The 16,145-nt window shown below is 70.3% G+C and carries 8 protein-coding genes; all 8 read right to left on the bottom strand.

Going from position 1 to position 16,145, the window contains the following annotated elements; all coding sequences use genetic code 11:
* Window positions 1-10 precede the first annotated feature (10 nt).
* Genes IT779_RS25375 through IT779_RS25340 form a run of 8 tightly spaced genes read right to left on the bottom strand, consistent with a single transcriptional unit; the run spans window position 11 to window position 16,102 of the window.
* Window positions 11-1,171, bottom strand: coding sequence for a TRAFAC clade GTPase domain-containing protein (locus IT779_RS25375; RefSeq protein WP_196151911.1), 1,161 nt, complete (start codon window positions 1,169-1,171; stop codon window positions 11-13).
* Window positions 1,172-1,182: 11 nt separating this feature from the next.
* Window positions 1,183-2,154 carry a hypothetical protein gene (locus IT779_RS25370; protein WP_196151910.1) on the bottom strand — a complete coding sequence of 324 codons (972 nt, stop codon included), beginning with the start codon at window positions 2,152-2,154 and terminating at the stop codon, window positions 1,183-1,185.
* Window positions 2,151-4,916: a GAP1-N2 domain-containing protein gene (locus IT779_RS25365; RefSeq protein WP_196151909.1), complete on the bottom strand. Its 2,766-nt coding sequence runs from the start codon at window positions 4,914-4,916 to the stop codon at window positions 2,151-2,153. Before IT779_RS25365 ends, IT779_RS25370 begins: the two co-directional genes overlap by 4 nt.
* Window position 4,917: 1 nt before the next feature.
* Window positions 4,918-6,882, bottom strand: a complete 1,965-nt coding sequence (locus IT779_RS25360; protein WP_196151908.1) for a hypothetical protein — start codon at window positions 6,880-6,882, stop codon at window positions 4,918-4,920.
* A gap of 14 nt (window positions 6,883-6,896) precedes the next feature.
* Complete coding sequence (locus tag IT779_RS25355; RefSeq protein ID WP_196151907.1) at window positions 6,897-9,521, bottom strand: hypothetical protein; 2,625 nt, start codon at window positions 9,519-9,521, stop codon at window positions 6,897-6,899.
* 2 nt (window positions 9,522-9,523) lie between these two features.
* Window positions 9,524-13,084, bottom strand: coding sequence for a tubulin-like doman-containing protein (locus IT779_RS25350; protein WP_196151906.1), 3,561 nt, complete (start codon window positions 13,082-13,084; stop codon window positions 9,524-9,526).
* 40 nt (window positions 13,085-13,124) lie between these two features.
* Entirely contained in the window at window positions 13,125-15,638 is a 2,514-nt protein-coding gene (locus IT779_RS25345; RefSeq protein WP_196151905.1) for a vWA domain-containing protein, read from the bottom strand.
* Window positions 15,635-16,102, bottom strand: a complete 468-nt coding sequence (locus IT779_RS25340; RefSeq protein WP_196151904.1) for a hypothetical protein — start codon at window positions 16,100-16,102, stop codon at window positions 15,635-15,637. Before IT779_RS25340 ends, IT779_RS25345 begins: the two co-directional genes overlap by 4 nt.
* Between the last annotated feature and the right edge of the window lie 43 nt (window positions 16,103-16,145).

Here is a 16,145-nt window from a genome sequence, read left to right as displayed (position 1 = left end):
CGGGTCGTGGTCAGTTCCATACGCCCGCTCCGTCCAGAATCCAGCGCACCGGGTCGAGGCAGCGGAACGGCGAGATGCCGCCCTCGTACACCCGCTGCCCCGCGGGGAGGGCGCCGAGCGCCGACACCGCGAAGAAGCGCGAATTCAACCGCGCGCCGGTGTGCGGTGAGTCGACGGCGTCGATGATCGGTTTGGCGCGCAGCATGGTCAGCAGGCTGCGCACTTCGGCGTCGACCAGTTCGCCGTCGTTTTCGTCGTAGCCGGTGCGGTTCGCGCTCGGATCGCGCGAGAATCCGGCGCCGGGATTGCTCATCACGGTGCTCCATTCCGATCCACGCACATTCCGCAGTTCGTGCAGCGCGTCGAATTTCGAGAGCACCACCGCGAGTCGCGGGTTGTTGGATCCGATCATCGACAGCACCGTTTGCAATACCGTCAGCGGCGGGCTGGTGTCGGGGGCCGCCTGCGGGATCAGTCCGCGTAGCTGATTCTCCACACTCGGGACCTTCAGCGGATCGAACATGAAGACGACGCCGTCGGCGTGACCGAAGAACCGAGTCCACTGTTCGCTCGCGTTCGCGCGATTCTGCAGGTCCTCACCCGCCACGTCACGGATCACGAGCAACTGTTGCCTGCCGCCGGAATGCCCGAGGCGCAACACCAGGGTGCCGTGATCGGTGTCGGCGGCGGTGCGTCCGGCCAGCGAGATGGTGCCGCTGAGCATTCGCCGTTCCTTGTAGAGGATGGTCTCGTAGAACTGTTCGTAGCTCTCTGCGGTGCGCTGGTCGTGCGGCTCGACCACGCGGCCGAGGCGTTCTCCCGCCATCTGCAACGCGCGCACCAGAACGGCGATGTAGATCGTCTTGCCGGTCGCGCGTGCGCCCGCCATGGCGATGCAGACGGTGTCGTGGTCTCGCCAGCGCTCGGGAAGCGGATGGTGGCAGTCCGGGCATACTTCCTGGACTTCGGAGCCGACCATCGTCATCGCCGCGTCGCGGGAGGGGACCGGAGCACCGCGCTTCTTGCTGTGCGCTTCCACGATGGTGCGTGAGCTGACGGGGAAACCGGCGTAGCGGGTGGCGATCCGGTCCGCGGTCGCCTCGCCGGAGGTGGACATCCAGCTGATCCGATCCGGCGTCAGCGTGTGGAAACACAACGGGCATTTGGTCATCGGGATACTCCTCAGGCTCGGGCCGCCAACGCGGCGAGCAGTCCGCGGACGAGGTGTCGCAAGGTGGCGGCATCCTGATCCGGCACGGTGGGGGCGGTCACGGCGGTGGCGGTCAGGTGCGCGGGGACGATTCCGGTCTGTGCGGGCGCGTCGGCGGCGATCGGTTCCTCGCTCAACACCAGATGCCGCACTCCCGGCCCGGTGTCGAGGCGCTCGACCGGCGGTGCGTCGGTGACCACGAGGACGACGTCGTCTCCGTTGCCCGATTCCGCCACCCCCGTGGAACGCCCGATGCCGACGCCTGTCTCGCCGACGACGGCCGCCACCCGGTCGGCGAGGGTGCCGAGCGGTTCGGCGGCGATGCTGTCGGCGAGCGGGCCGAGCAATCGCACATCGCGCAGATCGCATCCGGCGGCCCGGCTCACCCCCGCGATCAGATCGGCGAGGGCCGGAATCGACCCGTCGGTGAGCCGCGCGGCCATCGACGCGGTGGTGTCGATGGCGATGTCGATCTCGTCGGCGACGGCATGCGGACGCGTGCGGGCGCCGAGTAGTTCGTGCGCGGTGCGGAAGGCGGCCAGCGCGCGGGGCGAGAGTTGGTCCGGCGCGCGGACGCTGAGTTCGATGCGGTTGCCGACCGGGGTGAGCCGTGCCAATTCGGCGCGGAACGTGGCGCCGACGTCTTGTTGGACCACCTCGACCGTCAGCGGTTCGGATCCGTGCTCGTCGTCGGACTCGATGAACAGCGCGACCCTTGCTCCGTCGCGGAAGACCGGCGCCCCGTCGCCGGGCACGGCGGCGATGATCGTGCGCTGGGTGATCCGCGAGACGGTGGCGCGATCTCGGCGACCCGAGCTGAGCCCCTGGTGATCCCGGTGCGTGACGTCGATGGCCACGCGCCCGCCCGCGCCGTCGACACGTAGATGGAATTTGTTGCCGGGCAGCGTCATTCGGCCGCCTCGGTCCAGAAAGTAGGTGGTCACACTCGGACTCCTCGCGGCGTGCTCCGGTCTCGCCATTCGCCTGCGAACTCGCGCAGGTCGGTCTTGTCGAAACGTCGATCGTTCCCGTTCGCCCGCAGTTGCCGCCGCACGGCGTCGGCCAACCGGTCCGTCGTCGCGGGCGCGCCCCAGCGATGCGGGCATTCGAGCAGGTTCCGAGCGACTTCTTCGAACAGTGTTTCGCCACGGTCGCCGTACAGGCTGCGCAACGGATCCTGCGTACTCAGCGACGCCGAGGCCAGCGGTTCGAACGTGGTGACGACCGCGAGTCCGCAGATCCAGGCGGCATCGAGACAGACGTGGTCGACGAGTCTGCGCAGTATCGCGACGGTCGCGTTCCAGTTCTCGGCCACCGCGTCGATCACGGCCGCCGCATGGTCGGGACGCAATGGAGCCGCGACGGTTGTCCGCCGCTCGACTTCGGTGGACCGCGCCAGCAGGTAGGCGATGCCGAGATTGAAGTTGAGCGCCGCGGGCGGTCGGGAATCGGGGCGCGAGTAGTGGTCGACGAATACCGCGGACCACCGATCGAGATCGTCGCGTCGCACGGTGTGCCAGTTCACCCTGGCCAATTCGGCCCATGACTCGGTCAGCGCGTCGAGTCCGGGATTCGGCGCCGTCGCCCGCAGCGCGATGTCGGGGTCGGGATCCGATCCGGCGCGTAGGAGGATGTGGCGGGCGAGTTCGTCGAGTTCCTCGGTTGTCGCGGCCGACACCAGCGCGCGATGGTAGAGGTGTATCGGTACGACGCCGCCGTACCCTCGGTCGATCGCCACCAGATCCGTGATGTTCGAGTGCTCCTCGAACAGCGGTGCGATATCGGTCGGGCGAAACCGGTGCGGCGCGCTCGCCTCGTGCAGCGCCCGCATGAGCGCGATCGGCGCGTACTGTGCCCAGCCCGACCGGGATCGGGGTCCGGTGAGGTTGCGGAAGATCCGGTCCGCGCCGATGTGGTAGGGGAGCGAGGCGATCAGATCGGGATCGCGGCGCAGCGCCGCCAGATCGGGGACGGCGGGTCCGATCAGCCAGTCGGCCACCTGATCGGCGAAACGCTGTCCGAGCGGCTGATCGAAGTCGCGGTCCGATGCCATCGCGGGCTGCACGAACGCGGCGCGGACGTGATCGTCGATCGGTCCGTAGTCCCCGACGAATTCGAGGCCGCGCGGCCGATCGAGCAGCACGGGACCGAGGGTCTGTTCGAGGACATCGATCATCGTGTCGTCGGCGCCGCGCCCAGCGGGGCCGAGATGTTCGAACAGCTCGAGCGTGCGCAAGGCGGCGCGCGCGATCTCGGCGACCGCGGCGAGGTTTCGACGGTGGGTGTCCGCCCGCATCGCGAGCCGCCGTGCCGCCGTGCGCACCTTCTCGGCGATCCCCGCGGTGTCGGCTTCGGTCAGCACGGGCGGCGAAACGGCGTAGGACCGACGCTCCGCCGCGACCCACGCGGGTTCGTCGAGCGCTCTGTCCACGAAGATCTTCCACACCAGGTCGCGGGTGGACGGGTCGAGGAAACGCGCCACATCCGGGGCGGTGAGCACCCGCCACGCGTCCTCGGCGCTGTCCCCGATGCCGGGAAGCATGACCGCGAGGACCTTTTGATGCAATGCGGGGTGGTCGGAGAGCCGCACGCGGGTCTCGCGCACGATCACCTGCCGCGCGTGGCGATGGGCCTCGCGCAGGTCGGTGTTCGCCGCGACCGCCATCGCCAGCGGCCACGCGGGCTCGAGCAGCGCCCGGTCGCGGACATCGTCGGTGATCGTGTCCAACTCGCCCAGCACGGCGTCGGCCGTGGCGTGGTCGACGAGCGCGGTTTCGGCCAATTCCGACCATTCGGTGACCTCAACCTCGGCCCCGCGTGCCGTGCGATGCGGCGCCGTGCCGAATTCACCTCGGCGCGCGGATCGCGCGGTGTCGCTCGTGTCGACCACGACGCGCCGATTGTCGTCGACGAGCGCGGCGGTGTCGCGGGTCGGGATCGCGACGAGGTGCAGCCCGCGGGCGAGGGCCGCGTCGACTTCGCCCGCGCGGACGAAGGTCGACCAGCTGATGGTCGCCGCGCACGCGGGCGAGGTGAACGCGGTGAGCGCCGCGATCCACAGCGCCGCCGTGTCGGGATCGTCGACGGCGAGCACGATGCGAGGTCCGCCGCGCAGGCAGTGCGCCACCGCGTCGAGCAGCAGACACAGCGTGGTGATCCGCCGGGTCTGGCTGCCGAGCAGGAAGTCGAGGACGGCCCGGCGTCCGACCGCGTCGGTGGGGTGCGGGCACGGTGTGGCCGGATCGAGGGTGGCCGCCGCCACGTCGGTCTGTCCGAAGGGGGTGAGCCAATCCGGCGACCGCCACAGGTCGATCGGCCTGCGGTGCGCGGCGCCGCGGTGCACGGCGCGGTCGAGCAACAGGTGCGCGAACACATTTCCCGGCCTGCCCTGATTGTCGGAACCCGCGGGTGCGGTGTGGCTGTGCACGGCGCGGGCCGCGTCGAGCCGCACATAGGTGAGACTGCGCGGCAACGCCGCGATGTCGGCCGCCGTCGGATACTGCGGGATGGGCTCGACGGGGTCGAATGTCCTGGTCACCCAGCCGGTCAGCAACGCCGTCTCGACGTCGTCGATGTCGGCCGACTGCTCCTTGACCTGCCAGCCGCTTCGACCCGGCGCACCCGGGTTGGATGGCGCGGAGTACGAGGTATAGGTGAGAGCGCCGAAGCGCCCGACGCCCGATGCGGGCGTGTCGAAGCTCGTCATGTCAGCGGCCTCGGGGCGGATCGGTGATCCACAGCGTCCGCACCGGCGGGTCGAGCAGCGCGAGCAGTCCCTGGTGTTCGACATTGATGTCGGCGAAGAGCCGAACGAAGCCGCGGCGGTCCTCGATGCGGACCCGCCAGATCAGATGATCGTCGGCGCGGCGCATCTCCATCGGGTGGATGGCCTCCATCCGCGCGGGCCCGGAGTTCTGGTCGTAGTGGTACTCGGTGAACCGGTGGCCGTCCTTGCGGTGCAGGGGAATCCGGTCCTCGCGATGCACGAGGACGAACGGCGGCGCCGGGTTGACGTCGAGTTCGGAGGCGAGTTTGACGACGAGCCAACGTTCGCGGCGTTTGTCGGTCGTGAAGCCGATCTCGTAGCGCACTCGCAGCAGTCCCGGATAGGCGACGGTGGTCACGGCGCCGGGTCTGGCCAGACCGCCGGAATAGGTCACCGGCACCAGGTGGACCGCGCAGCCGCGGGCGGGCAGCGGGTCGGGCAGCCGCAACCCGCCGTCGCGGTCGTACCCCGCGGCGTGCATGACCGAATCGGGGGGCTCGGCGACCGCGGATTCGACCGGGATGTGCTGATCGGCCAGGTGGACTCGGACCTCGTCGGTTCCTTCGGGCCAGGTCAAGGTGATGAACTGCTCGTCGCAGCGTTCGATGATCCGCGCGGCGCGGATCGACCCGTCCCGCACCGCCGTCACGGTGGCGCCGACCTGAACCTGGTCACCGACCGTGGTGACCGGCGTCAGGTGCACGAAAACCCAGTTCTGTGGCCACGCGATCTTGGTCATGCGCGAGACCACGCCTGCGACAACGGGATTCGGAAGCAGGCTGGTGTCGTCGAGTCGGGCGTCCGGCGCGATGGCGGTACTGCTGATGCTGCCGCGGTCCATCGCTTCCTCGCTCAGTGACAGCGGTGGTTTCGCCGCGGTCCGATAGATGCTGACCGTGCCCGTCGGCGGCGGGGTCCAGGCCAGATCCAGCCATATCTGTTCGCCGTCGACGGTTTCGGTCACCGCGAGGTCGGTCACCGGTCGCAGATCACCGGGAATCGCGGCTTCGGCGAAGACGGGCTCGGACAGGATCGTGCCCTCACCCGCGTCGATCTCGCTCACGGCGCGGTAGACGTATTCGACGCCGGGCACGGCCTCGGTGTCGGTGAACCCGGTGAGATTGTCCTGGTCGGCGAGGATCCGGTACGGCTCCTCGGCGCGCCGCACCCCGGCCTCGACCGGCTCGCGGTACACCCGCACCCGGCGGGTCCGCGCGAGCGTCGACCATTGCCCCGCCACCGACCCGTGGTCGGTCGAGATCGTGAATCCGACTGGCGCGCAGGTGATGTGGCCGCGCGCGACGGCCACGGCGGGTCGAGCGTCGGCCTGCTCGACGGTGTCCGCGCCGAAGCGCCAGACCGCCACGAAGCGCACCGCGTTGATCAGCGGCGCGGTGTCGACGATCTCGTTCGAGTCGGTCTCGCCGATGACGCGTCCCCCGTCGGCCCGGTACGGCTCCTCGTCATCGAGAGCGGTGACCCGATACCGCACCACCCGGTCGGCGCCGGGACCGGCCGCGGGCCAGCTCAATCGGTGTCCCGTGGCCGTCGCCTGCACCGAAAGACCCGAAACCTGAACCGAATCCGAGTCGCCGCCGATGGGTGGCGCGGCGGTCGACGCGGTGTCGTGATCGGCGCGGACCGGGTCCGGCGCGGGAGCGGCGGGTTTCTCCTCGCGCGCGGCCATCGGGCGTGGCAGCGCCAGGATGCGTGCCAGGTGCGCCGCCGCCCACTGCACCGAATCCGGAAGAATTTCCGCGATCTCGTCCGCGTCGGTGTACCCGGAGCGCAGCACCTGGGTGAGTTTGCTGTTGTTCAACGCACCGGCTCGCAGCTTGCCGAGGGTGATCTGGTCGTCGCGCCACGCGTGCAGAGCTTCGAGGATGGGGTCGTCGAGGGCTTTCACGTCGGTGTCCTCCTTCAGAATGTCGATGTCCCGGACGACCCGAGATCGGTCACTTCGCCGCGTATTTCGAGGTCGTCGACGGCGAGGCCGTCGCTGAACTGGGTGGTCACCGCGACCCAGCCGAGCTCGTCGTCCACGAAGTCGATCGCGGGTCGGTCGGTGGTCCTGGTCTTCCACCCGGCGACCGCGACGTCGGTGAACAGCGCGGTGTCGAAGCGGCCGTCGGCGGCGGGCTTGCGTGCGCCGACGCCCGCGCGGAAGTGGTCGACCGAGACCATGCGCGCCACGCCGTTCTCGAAGTACTCGACGTCGCGGACCATGCGGTCGCGCGCCGGGCCCGAGCCGAGTTCGTGCAGCGCCGTCGACCACATGGCGGTGGCGCCGGTGTCGGGCACGCCGTCGCGGCTGAATCGGCGCGCCCATTCGTCGAGGGCCGAACCGGTGCCCGCGCCGGGTTCGGACAGGATCAGTTCGGGACGGCGGCGGATGTCCTGGGCGGCGGGGCCGAGTTGGTCGCCGACGCCGGCGAGGATCCGGTTCCACGGCGTCGACAGCCAGCCGACGCCGAACAGGCGGGTGCGCAGTTCGGCGGCGACCTCGTCGACCTCGTGTTCCTGCACGCGCGCCGAGCCGACGGCGGTGGTGCGTGGCAGACCCCAGCTGATGCGGGCGGGACGGCGCCGCGGCGGGCCGGTGCGGCCGAGCGGGTCGGCCAGGTAGGTGCCGAGGATGTCGGACCAGGACCGATGCTGGTCGGCGGCCTGGCCGAGGCGTTCGACGTTGCCGAGGGCGGTGGCGAGGTCGAGTTTGTCCAGGTCGACGGTGTCGGAGACTTCGCGGAGTCGGTTGATGAGGCGGAATCGGTCGCGTTCGGCGACCCAGAACAGCGCGAACGCGGCGAGCAGGAAGGCGAATATCGCGCTGCCGCCGACCCACAGCGCGGTTTCGAGGTCGAACCATTCCCGCACCGCGCCGACGACGGCGAGGATCAGCACCACAGGGCTGAGCACGAGCACGCAGCGGGCGAGGAAGAGTCGGAGGCCGCCCGCGCGGATCCTCGATTCCGTGGTCGCGGCTTTCGTGGCGTCCTCGATCCGCTTGACGAGTCGGCGGACCTCGCCGAGCTGATATCCGAGTTCGGCGGAGATCTTGGCGCCGAAGGCGACGCCGAAGGTGCGGTGCAGGCCGCCGCGCCAGCGTTCGAGTTCGGCGCTCGCGGCGGCGGCATGGGATTTGAGGGTGGGATCGGAGTCGAGGTGGCGCAACCTGCGCGCGAGTTCCTCGACGGTCGCGTGGTCGGCGGGGGATACCTCGGCGACGCCGAGATGGTCGGCCAGCGAGCGCGGTTCGACGGTGAACATGGCCGAGGGGGAGCGGATGACCTCGGCGGCGTCGGAGATGACGGCGCGGTTGCCGCCGACGCGCGCGGGCGGCAGTTGGTCGGAGCGTTCCTGGCCGTCGCAGAGGGTGAAGGCGGCCGAGGCGTAGTCCTTCCACAGCGTGGACAGGTCCGAGGTGCCGACGCCGTTGGTGACGCCGAGGCGCGGGTCCTGCAGCGCGGCGGCGAGTTGTCCTGCGGCGGGGCCGTAGTCGGTGGCGCGGGCGGTATGGCCGTCGGCGGTGAGTCCGTTGACCACGACGCGATAGGCCGAGCGCCTGCCGAGCACGACGCTCTCGATCAGGCGGGCGGTGCCGATGGCGCGTTCGTCCACGTAGCGCTGATGCCAGGTGCTCGGAACTCGTTTCAGCGAGGCCAAGAGAAACGACAGGAACATCCGCAGGATCGCGCGTCCGCCGATGGGCCGAGGACCGGTTTCGGCCGGCCGCGGCTGCATCGGTTTCACCAGCTGCCGCTGGTGTTTGGTCCAGAGCTGTTCGGCCATGCGCTGGTTCTGCTGGCCGACGTCGGCGACCCGGCGGACCGGGTCCATCTGGTCGAAGGGCAGCGGCAGGCGCCCGTCGGTGTCGAACAGCGCGGCGCGCAGCCGCTCGGCCACGGCCGAGCAGTCCAGGCGTCGGTAGAACGAGCGCGCGACCCGCAGCGTGCGGCCCGGCGGCGCCTGCATCTCGCGCAGCGGGCTGTGGTCGACGGTGGTCCACAGCCCGCACAGCGCCGCGAGCACCGGGGCGGCGTAGCGGGCCACCGGCACCGGGTGGTCGCTGCGCAGCGACTCGTGGCCGAGGGCGGGGCCGTAGGCGTCCTCGGGGGCGATCACGATGTTGTGCCTGCTGTCGAACGCGGCCGTCGCGCCCTTGGGCAGTTGGGAGCCGGGGCGTGGGATCAGCGCCCGCAGTCGGGTCACGGTCTCGGTGGCTCGGCCGTGCTCGTGCAGGTAGTCCGACAGTTCGCTCTCGCTCTGCCAGTCGATGGCCCCGTCGCCGCCGACGGTGGTGATCAGCACGCACAGCGTCAGGTGCGCCACCGGCGTTGCGTCGGAGAGGATGTCGGCCATGCGTTCGGTGTGGCGGCGGCCCGCGCGGATCCGGTGCACCACCGACGAGCCGGAGACCGCGGCGCCGTCCGCGCTGTCGAGCCAGTAGAACTCGCGGACCAGACCCACCGCGGACAGGTCGGTCAGCACATCGCGGATCGCCGCGGAGGATCCCGGCGGCGCCGCGATCAACGTCACGGTGCGCATGATCAGAACGTCCCTCCGCTTTGCGGGCTGCCGGACGCGGAACCGGCTTGTGGGCGGTCGGGGTACTCGGCGGCCCGCGCGAGCGGCACGCAGCTCTCGACCAGTGTCATGAGCGTGCCGAGCACGTGGTGCACGTCGGGCGCCAGATCGCGGAAAAGTGGTGTCTGCGAGGCGAGTTCGCGATTGCCGATGGTGGAGAACTGGCCGCCGCCCGCCGCGCCGTCGACGCCGCGCGGCAAGTAGACGCGGCCACAGAACTCGCGCACCCCCGAATACCATCGGATCAGTGCGTCCGCGCGTTGTTTCGGATCCGAGCCGCTCGCGATGTCGTCGACGGGCGGTGTGCCCGAACGGGTCACCCCCGATGCCAGCCATTCGATGACCAGGGTGTTGGCGGATCTGGTCGTGATGCTGGAGTTGACCGGGTCGTAGAGCGAGTCGTCGTAGATCGCCCGCAGCGCGCGGTAGGGCCGCATCGAGTCGAGTACGGGCGCGTCGTGGGAGTGCGCCATCGCCAGCAGGATCGATTCCAGCACCGCGGGCAGCCAGTCGTTGGGGCCGACGAGCTGATCGGGTGGGGTCAGCATGGGGTGCGGGAAGTCGCGCCACCTGCCGTCGGCGATATCCCAGACCCGGACCGGTTGGTCGTGCGGCGGGGCGGGCAGCCGCAGCAGGCCGAGTCCGAGGCCGAGGAACCAGCCCGCGACCATAGCCCGGCGTTCGGCGTCGTGCATGGGCAGCGCGGCGGGCAGCGGCCTGGCGCGCCGCCACTTCCAGAACTCGATGCGCTGCGACTTGTTGGAGCGATCCCATTGGCGGGCGGCGGGGTCGAGCACCGAACCGAATACCAGCGGCGAGTAGTTCGGGAAGGAACCGAACAGGTCGATGCGGGTCAGGCCGTCCTCGTTGCTGAGCGCGCCGTCGAAGGCGATCGGCACCGTGAACGCCATCGCGGTGTCGCTGGTGATGGTGGCCTTCAGGGTCTGCGCGATCGACATGTCCGCGAACGGGATCTCGGAGAACTTGAAGCGGAAGCTCAGCGTCTCGCGCGGATGCAGCACCGAGAGCGCGTCGTTGTTGACATTGGTCAGCGGCCTGGCCAGCCGCAGCGCGTCTACGAAGCGGGACACCACGAGGTCGCGTCGTTGCGCGAGCACCGATTCGCGTTCGCGGCGGTCGGAGACGAACTCGCGCAGGCTGACCTGGATGAAGCGGTCGAAGGACTCCCCGGTGCGCGCGACGAAAGCCCTTGCGCGGTGCAGGATCTCGCCGGAGCCGAGGCGCAGGTCGTAGCGCGCGGTCGAGGGCGGGGGCAGTTGTTCGTCGGTGGTCGGGTCGACGACGAACACCTTGGGACGCCAGTCGGCGGTGCGCTGGATCAGCGGTTCGCGCACCCCGGGCGCCTCGGTGCCGTCGATGGTGCTCCACAGTCCGGTGATCACGGTCCTGGTCGCGGTGCGCACCGCGGTAGCGAGGGGCGGCGGCGCCGCGCCTTCCTCGACCACCGCGCGCGGCAGGTCACGGCCGTATTGTTCGGCGAATTCGGTGGACGTGGTGAGCATCACCTCGTTGTTGGCCTGCACGAAGCGTTTCGGCACGATGGCGTCGTCGGTCGGCCACGCCGCGTACTGATCGGTGGCCAGGGTCGCCAGTCCCACATCCGATTCCGGCCTGCGGCGGGCGTTGCGCAGCTGGGTCTGCGGTTCGTTCATGGCCTCGAGCAGCGGATTGAGCATCTCCGGCACGATCGCCGCGGCGATGGCGGCGACCTTGCCCGACAGCGCCGCCATGATCTGCTGTTCGATGCGCGGGCGCAGATCGTCGACCAGCGCCTTCACGACCGGTTCACCCAGTCGGATCTGCCCGCGCAGGTCGTTGATCCGCTTCCTGGCATCGCGCGGCAGATCCGTGATGTCGGAGGGAATGAGTTTGGCCAGATCCTCGGCGCCGGGACGCAGGTAGTCGGCGAAGTGCGCGGCGAAGCGGTTGCGCATGGCGGTGGCGTAGGGCAGCCCGATCGCCGCGACGGCTTCGGAGATCTCGGCCTCGATGGCCGCGACCATCGCCGGATACCAGATGAAGGCGTGCACGTCGGCCCATCGGTTGGCGGCCTTGCGCAGCCGTTTGCGCAGTTCCTCGTCGCTGAGCGCGCGATGCACGTCGGGCACCCACTGCTTGGCGTGGCGGCCGTCGGCGGCCGGGATCGCCGGGCGCAGCACGGTGCGCACCACATGGTCGACCATCGGGACCAGGTCGGCGGGCGGGAGCAGGACGGTGGTCAGCCAGTCCATCACGCTCGAATCCTGCGCGTCGAAGGTGCCGAGTCCGGTGCGGCGCAACACCGTCGACCATTGGTGGTCGAGGATGGCGTCGATCTGCTGGTCGTCGGAGGCGCGGCTGCTCGGGTCGGCGTGTCCGTCGAGCAGGACGTCGACGCAGCTGCGCGCCAGCCGCTGCGCGGCGTACTCGCCGTAGCGGTCGCGGCCCATGCTCAGGCTGGAGAACCCGAAACTGCCCCACGGCAGGTTGTTCCAGTACTGCGCGCCCCAGCCGACGAATTCGCGTTCGCCCGCGATGCCCGCCGCGGCGTTGGTGAGGTCGTATTCGACGAACTGGTTGGAGGCGGTGTCGCTCATCATGAGTCCGGACAGCCCGCGGGCCAGGCCGCGGTAGATCGCGGACTGGGTGCCGTCCCCGAACGGGGTGCCCTCCGCGCCCATGGTGCGGCTGACCGGGAAGACCCGCGCGAACGGGACCGGCTCGCCCGCGCCGCGCTGCTCGCCGAGCGCGGTCAGCAGGTCGACGTCGTGGTCACAGGCCGACCCGAGTTGGCCCGCGATGATCTCGCCGAGCATGGCAAGGGAATTGGCCTTCACCCCCGAGGTCGCGGTCGGGCCGAGGTGGTCGAACACGTCGGCGGTGACCATGAACACGCCGATCGTGCGCGGGTCGGGGCCGCGGTCGACCTGGGTGAGCAGCCTGCACACGTCGAGCGTCATGGAGGCGCCCGACCCGCCCGCCATGGACGAGACAACGAGCACCAGCGGGGACGCCTCGTGGTTGTACGCGCCGCTGCCGGGGAAGGACAGCTCGCGCATCTCGGTGGCGGTGTCGTTGGTGGTCAGGCGCTCCCAGGCCAGCTTGAGGCGCTGCGAGATGCCCGCGGCCTGGTTCAGCGTGATCATCCGCCCGACCGCGCGGTACTGGCCTGCGCCGTTGGTGACCGGAACCGGCACCGCGCGCGGATCGCGGGGCGCCCAGGTCGCGATGGTGTCGAGCTTGTTGCGTTGGCTCAGTTGATGACTGAGCGCGTTGTCGAGGACGCCGTACCGCTCGCCCTGCGGCGCGGCGCCGAAGTAGTCCCCGTTCCGGTCGTCGCGCACGTCGCGCAGTCCCCTCGGCAGGCCGCCGGGCGCGCTCGGCACGTCGATGCTGACGAACTGCCAGCCGCTGGGAATGGAGTTCACGCCGACCTTGGCGAGGTCCGAGCGCAGCTGATCCATCATGTACGCGAGGGTGACGGCGCCGGAGCCGCCGCAGCCGACGACGAGGAAGCGTCTCACTGGGATTCCTTCATTCGGGGTGCCTGAGGCATGGAAAGGGTCATCGGGCGAACGGGTTCTCCGGGACTTCGGCGCGTGTCGGCGTCGAATCGCTCGCGCCCGTCCGTCCGTGTTCGGCGAGCAGGGTGGCGATACGGGCGGCGCCGCGGTCGCGGGCGTCGGCCACCAACGCGGTCCGCTGCGACGCACTGGCTTCGCCGCTGACCAGCAGGACCAGGGTCGCCTCGTCGGCGGGCCCGCTCGGATCGCACAGCACGAACCAGGACGAGTGCAGGTGCAGCGGCAGCAGGGCGTTGCCTCCGGCGTCGGTGGGATGCTCGGCGTTGGAGGCGCCGACCATGCCGGGCGCGGCGGCGACCACACGGCCGAGCCCGATCGGCGACCATCCACCGCGCGCCTGGATCTGTATGCCGTCGAGGGTGATCCGCCGCGCCGACCGGTGCAGTTCGGGGACGCTGTGCACGAGATCGTCGGGGCGAAGGGCGAACGGCCTGCCGTCGCGGTGCAGCACCGAACCTCTGACCCGCACCGGGAACCGCTGTGCTTTGAGCGACTGTGCCGGGATACGGGTGGTCAGCCATTTCAGCAGGTAGAGCAGCAGTATCGGGATTCCGGGGCCGAGCAGGACGGTAAGCGCGAGGGTCAACCAGTAGATGGGCTTGTCCGGCGGTTTCTGGATCTCGGCGCGGAAGGGCACCTCGACGGTGACAGTGGCGGCGGGGTTCTCGGCGCGCGTGGCGGTGACCGGAAGGACACCGCTGACCACGCCGTTGGCCGCGTTCTCGATGCGCAGCGTCACCGGGATCGCCCGCGCGGCCACGCCGGGGGCGCAGCCCGAGGCCCCGTCGGGGCCAGCGCCGCGCAGTTCGAGCGTGCCGACATCCTCGGGGCGGGTCTTGAAGACGGCGGGCCGGTCGGCGGGCAGCCACACGCAGCCGGTGCCGGTGACCTGCACCGTCGCCTTGAATTCGCCCGCGCCCTCGAGGGTTCCGAAATCGAGGGGGGCGAGTTCGGGCACGTCGATCGGCGGCGCGATCGTGAGCGGGATATCCAGCGGCTCCGGGGTGAGCGCGGTGCCTGCGATGTCGCCGGAGGGCGCGGTGGTGATGGCGAGCGCCAGGCGCAGGGTGGCCGGGCCGGGACCGATCTCGGTGAGATCCACCTCGACCGGACTCGCCAGCTTGCTCTTGTCCAGCCCGGCGGCGATCTCGTGGGTGACGCCCGTGTTGTCGATGATCGACACCGAGAGCTGCGCCGTCCCTTCGACATCGGCGATCTTCACGGCCTTGCCCTCGCGGTCGGCGATGCCGAAACGCAGCCGTGTGCGCTCCTCGGCGTGCAGTTTGCGCTCGGCCTTCTCGGTCCAGGTCGGCACGAGGTCGCCGTAGATGGTGATGCGCGAGGTGGTCATGACCTCCGCCCCGCTGACCCGCTTGTCCACGAAGGCGAAGGCCCACGCGCCGCGCCACTGCGCGCCCGCGGTTCTGGCCATGGTGAACGACAGCTTGTTCTCCGAGGTCCAGCGGTAGGTGAGCGGGACGCCGCCGATGGTGGTCGAACCCGAGCCGACGCTGTCGATGGTGACGCGGGAGCCGTCGGGGGCCACCAGCGTCGGGGTGAGACCCGCCGCGCCCGCGTCGGCCTCGATCTTCACTCCGCGGATGGAGTTGTCGAGTACGAAGCGATGTTCGCATTCGGTGCGGATGCCGGCGCGACACGCCGGTCCCGATGTGGCCACCCTGGTGCCGCCGGTGGCGATCTTGGTGAACTGGGCGAGCAGGTCCCCGATGTCGGTGGCGAGGTAGAACTCGCCGGGGCGCGGTGTCTTGATGTCGCCGCACGTCGTGTGCGGGTCCGCGGCGCCGGTGGCGATGGCGGAGAGCAGACCGAAGTCCGGTCGCTGTCCGCCGCCCGCCAATCCGATCGCGAAGGTGCGGATGCCGGTGGCCCTGAGCAGGTCGGCGGTGCCGCCGGGACGGCAGATCGAGGTCTTGGTTGCCTCGATGCGCGCGGTCGGATCGGCAGGCGTGCTGAAATCGAGTTCGCCGTCGGTGAACCACGCGACGGCGCGACAGGTCGCCGGATTCCGGTCGCCGCGATGGCCGACCAGCGATCGGTGGGCCTCGCGCAGTGCCAGACCGTAGTCGGTGGCGCCCGCCTTGGTGCGGTCGCGCGCCCCCGCGATCGCGGCGTCGAGCCCGGGCAGCGACGCGCGGTCGAGGGTGACCCAGTCGTGGTGTGTGGTGTACTCGTCGCCGAACCCGGCCACCGCCACGTCGAGGCGAATGAGCGAATTGGCGGTCCACTCGGTGAGTTCCTGGAGCAGACGCTGCGCGGCGGGCACCCTCGCGGCGTCGGGGTCGGAGGTCATGAGGCTGCGCGACTCGTCGAGCAGCAGCAGCAGGTCGCCGCGCTGCTGACCCGACAGGCAGGCGCCGAAATCGACCACCGCCGAGGTGTTCTGGGGCTGGGCGGGGGCGGCGGGGCCGGGCAGCAGCACCGAGGCCAGCGCGATCGCGATCACCGCGGCGACCCGACGGATTCGTTGTCTCACCGGCGCGCCAACCAATCCGCGAAATGCCATCCGCTGAGCAGGACGCCGATGGCGGCGCCCGCGAGTACCGCCGCGTAGAGGATGCCCGCGAGGGCCGTCGGCCGGTAGCTGAATCGGGCGCGCTGCACGAGGTCGGCGCGGGTGTACACGGCGAGCAGGCCGAGCGCGAGCGGGCCGGTCAGCAACCAGGCCGCCGCCGCGAGGGCGGAACGGCCCTCGCTCACCGCGATCACCAGTCCGACCGCGACGCCGAGCGCGGCCGCGAGCAGCCAGTGCACCGGCGGCTTGCCTTCCGACAGCGACAGCGATTCCGACAGCGAGGAATTGACGCGCGCGGTGGGTTCGTCGAAGACGGTGCTGCGCGTCGTCGGCGCGTCACTGTTCGCCGCGTTCGAGAAATCCGTTCTGCGCGTGCGGTATTCGCTGTAGTCGAAAGGACCTTTCGGTCCGGGCGGAGATGCCACCGGTTTTTCTCCAACTCGGTTCGAGTCGTGTGCCATTGAGTCG

The sequence above is a fragment of the Nocardia bovistercoris genome (assembly GCF_015674855.1).
GTDB lineage: Bacteria > Actinomycetota > Actinomycetes > Mycobacteriales > Mycobacteriaceae > Nocardia > Nocardia bovistercoris.
The sequence above is the reverse complement of the archived record's forward strand: the minus strand, read 5'-3'. Positions and strand labels throughout refer to the sequence as shown.

Coding starts and splice junctions, on each gene's coding strand:
- IT779_RS25355 (WP_196151907.1), bottom strand. CDS start 9,521: ATGCGCACCGTGACGTTGATCGCGGCGCCGCCGGGATCCTCCGCGGCG.
- IT779_RS25375 (WP_196151911.1), bottom strand. CDS start 1,171: ATGACCAAATGCCCGTTGTGTTTCCACACGCTGACGCCGGATCGGATC.
- IT779_RS25365 (WP_196151909.1), bottom strand. CDS start 4,916: ATGACGAGCTTCGACACGCCCGCATCGGGCGTCGGGCGCTTCGGCGCT.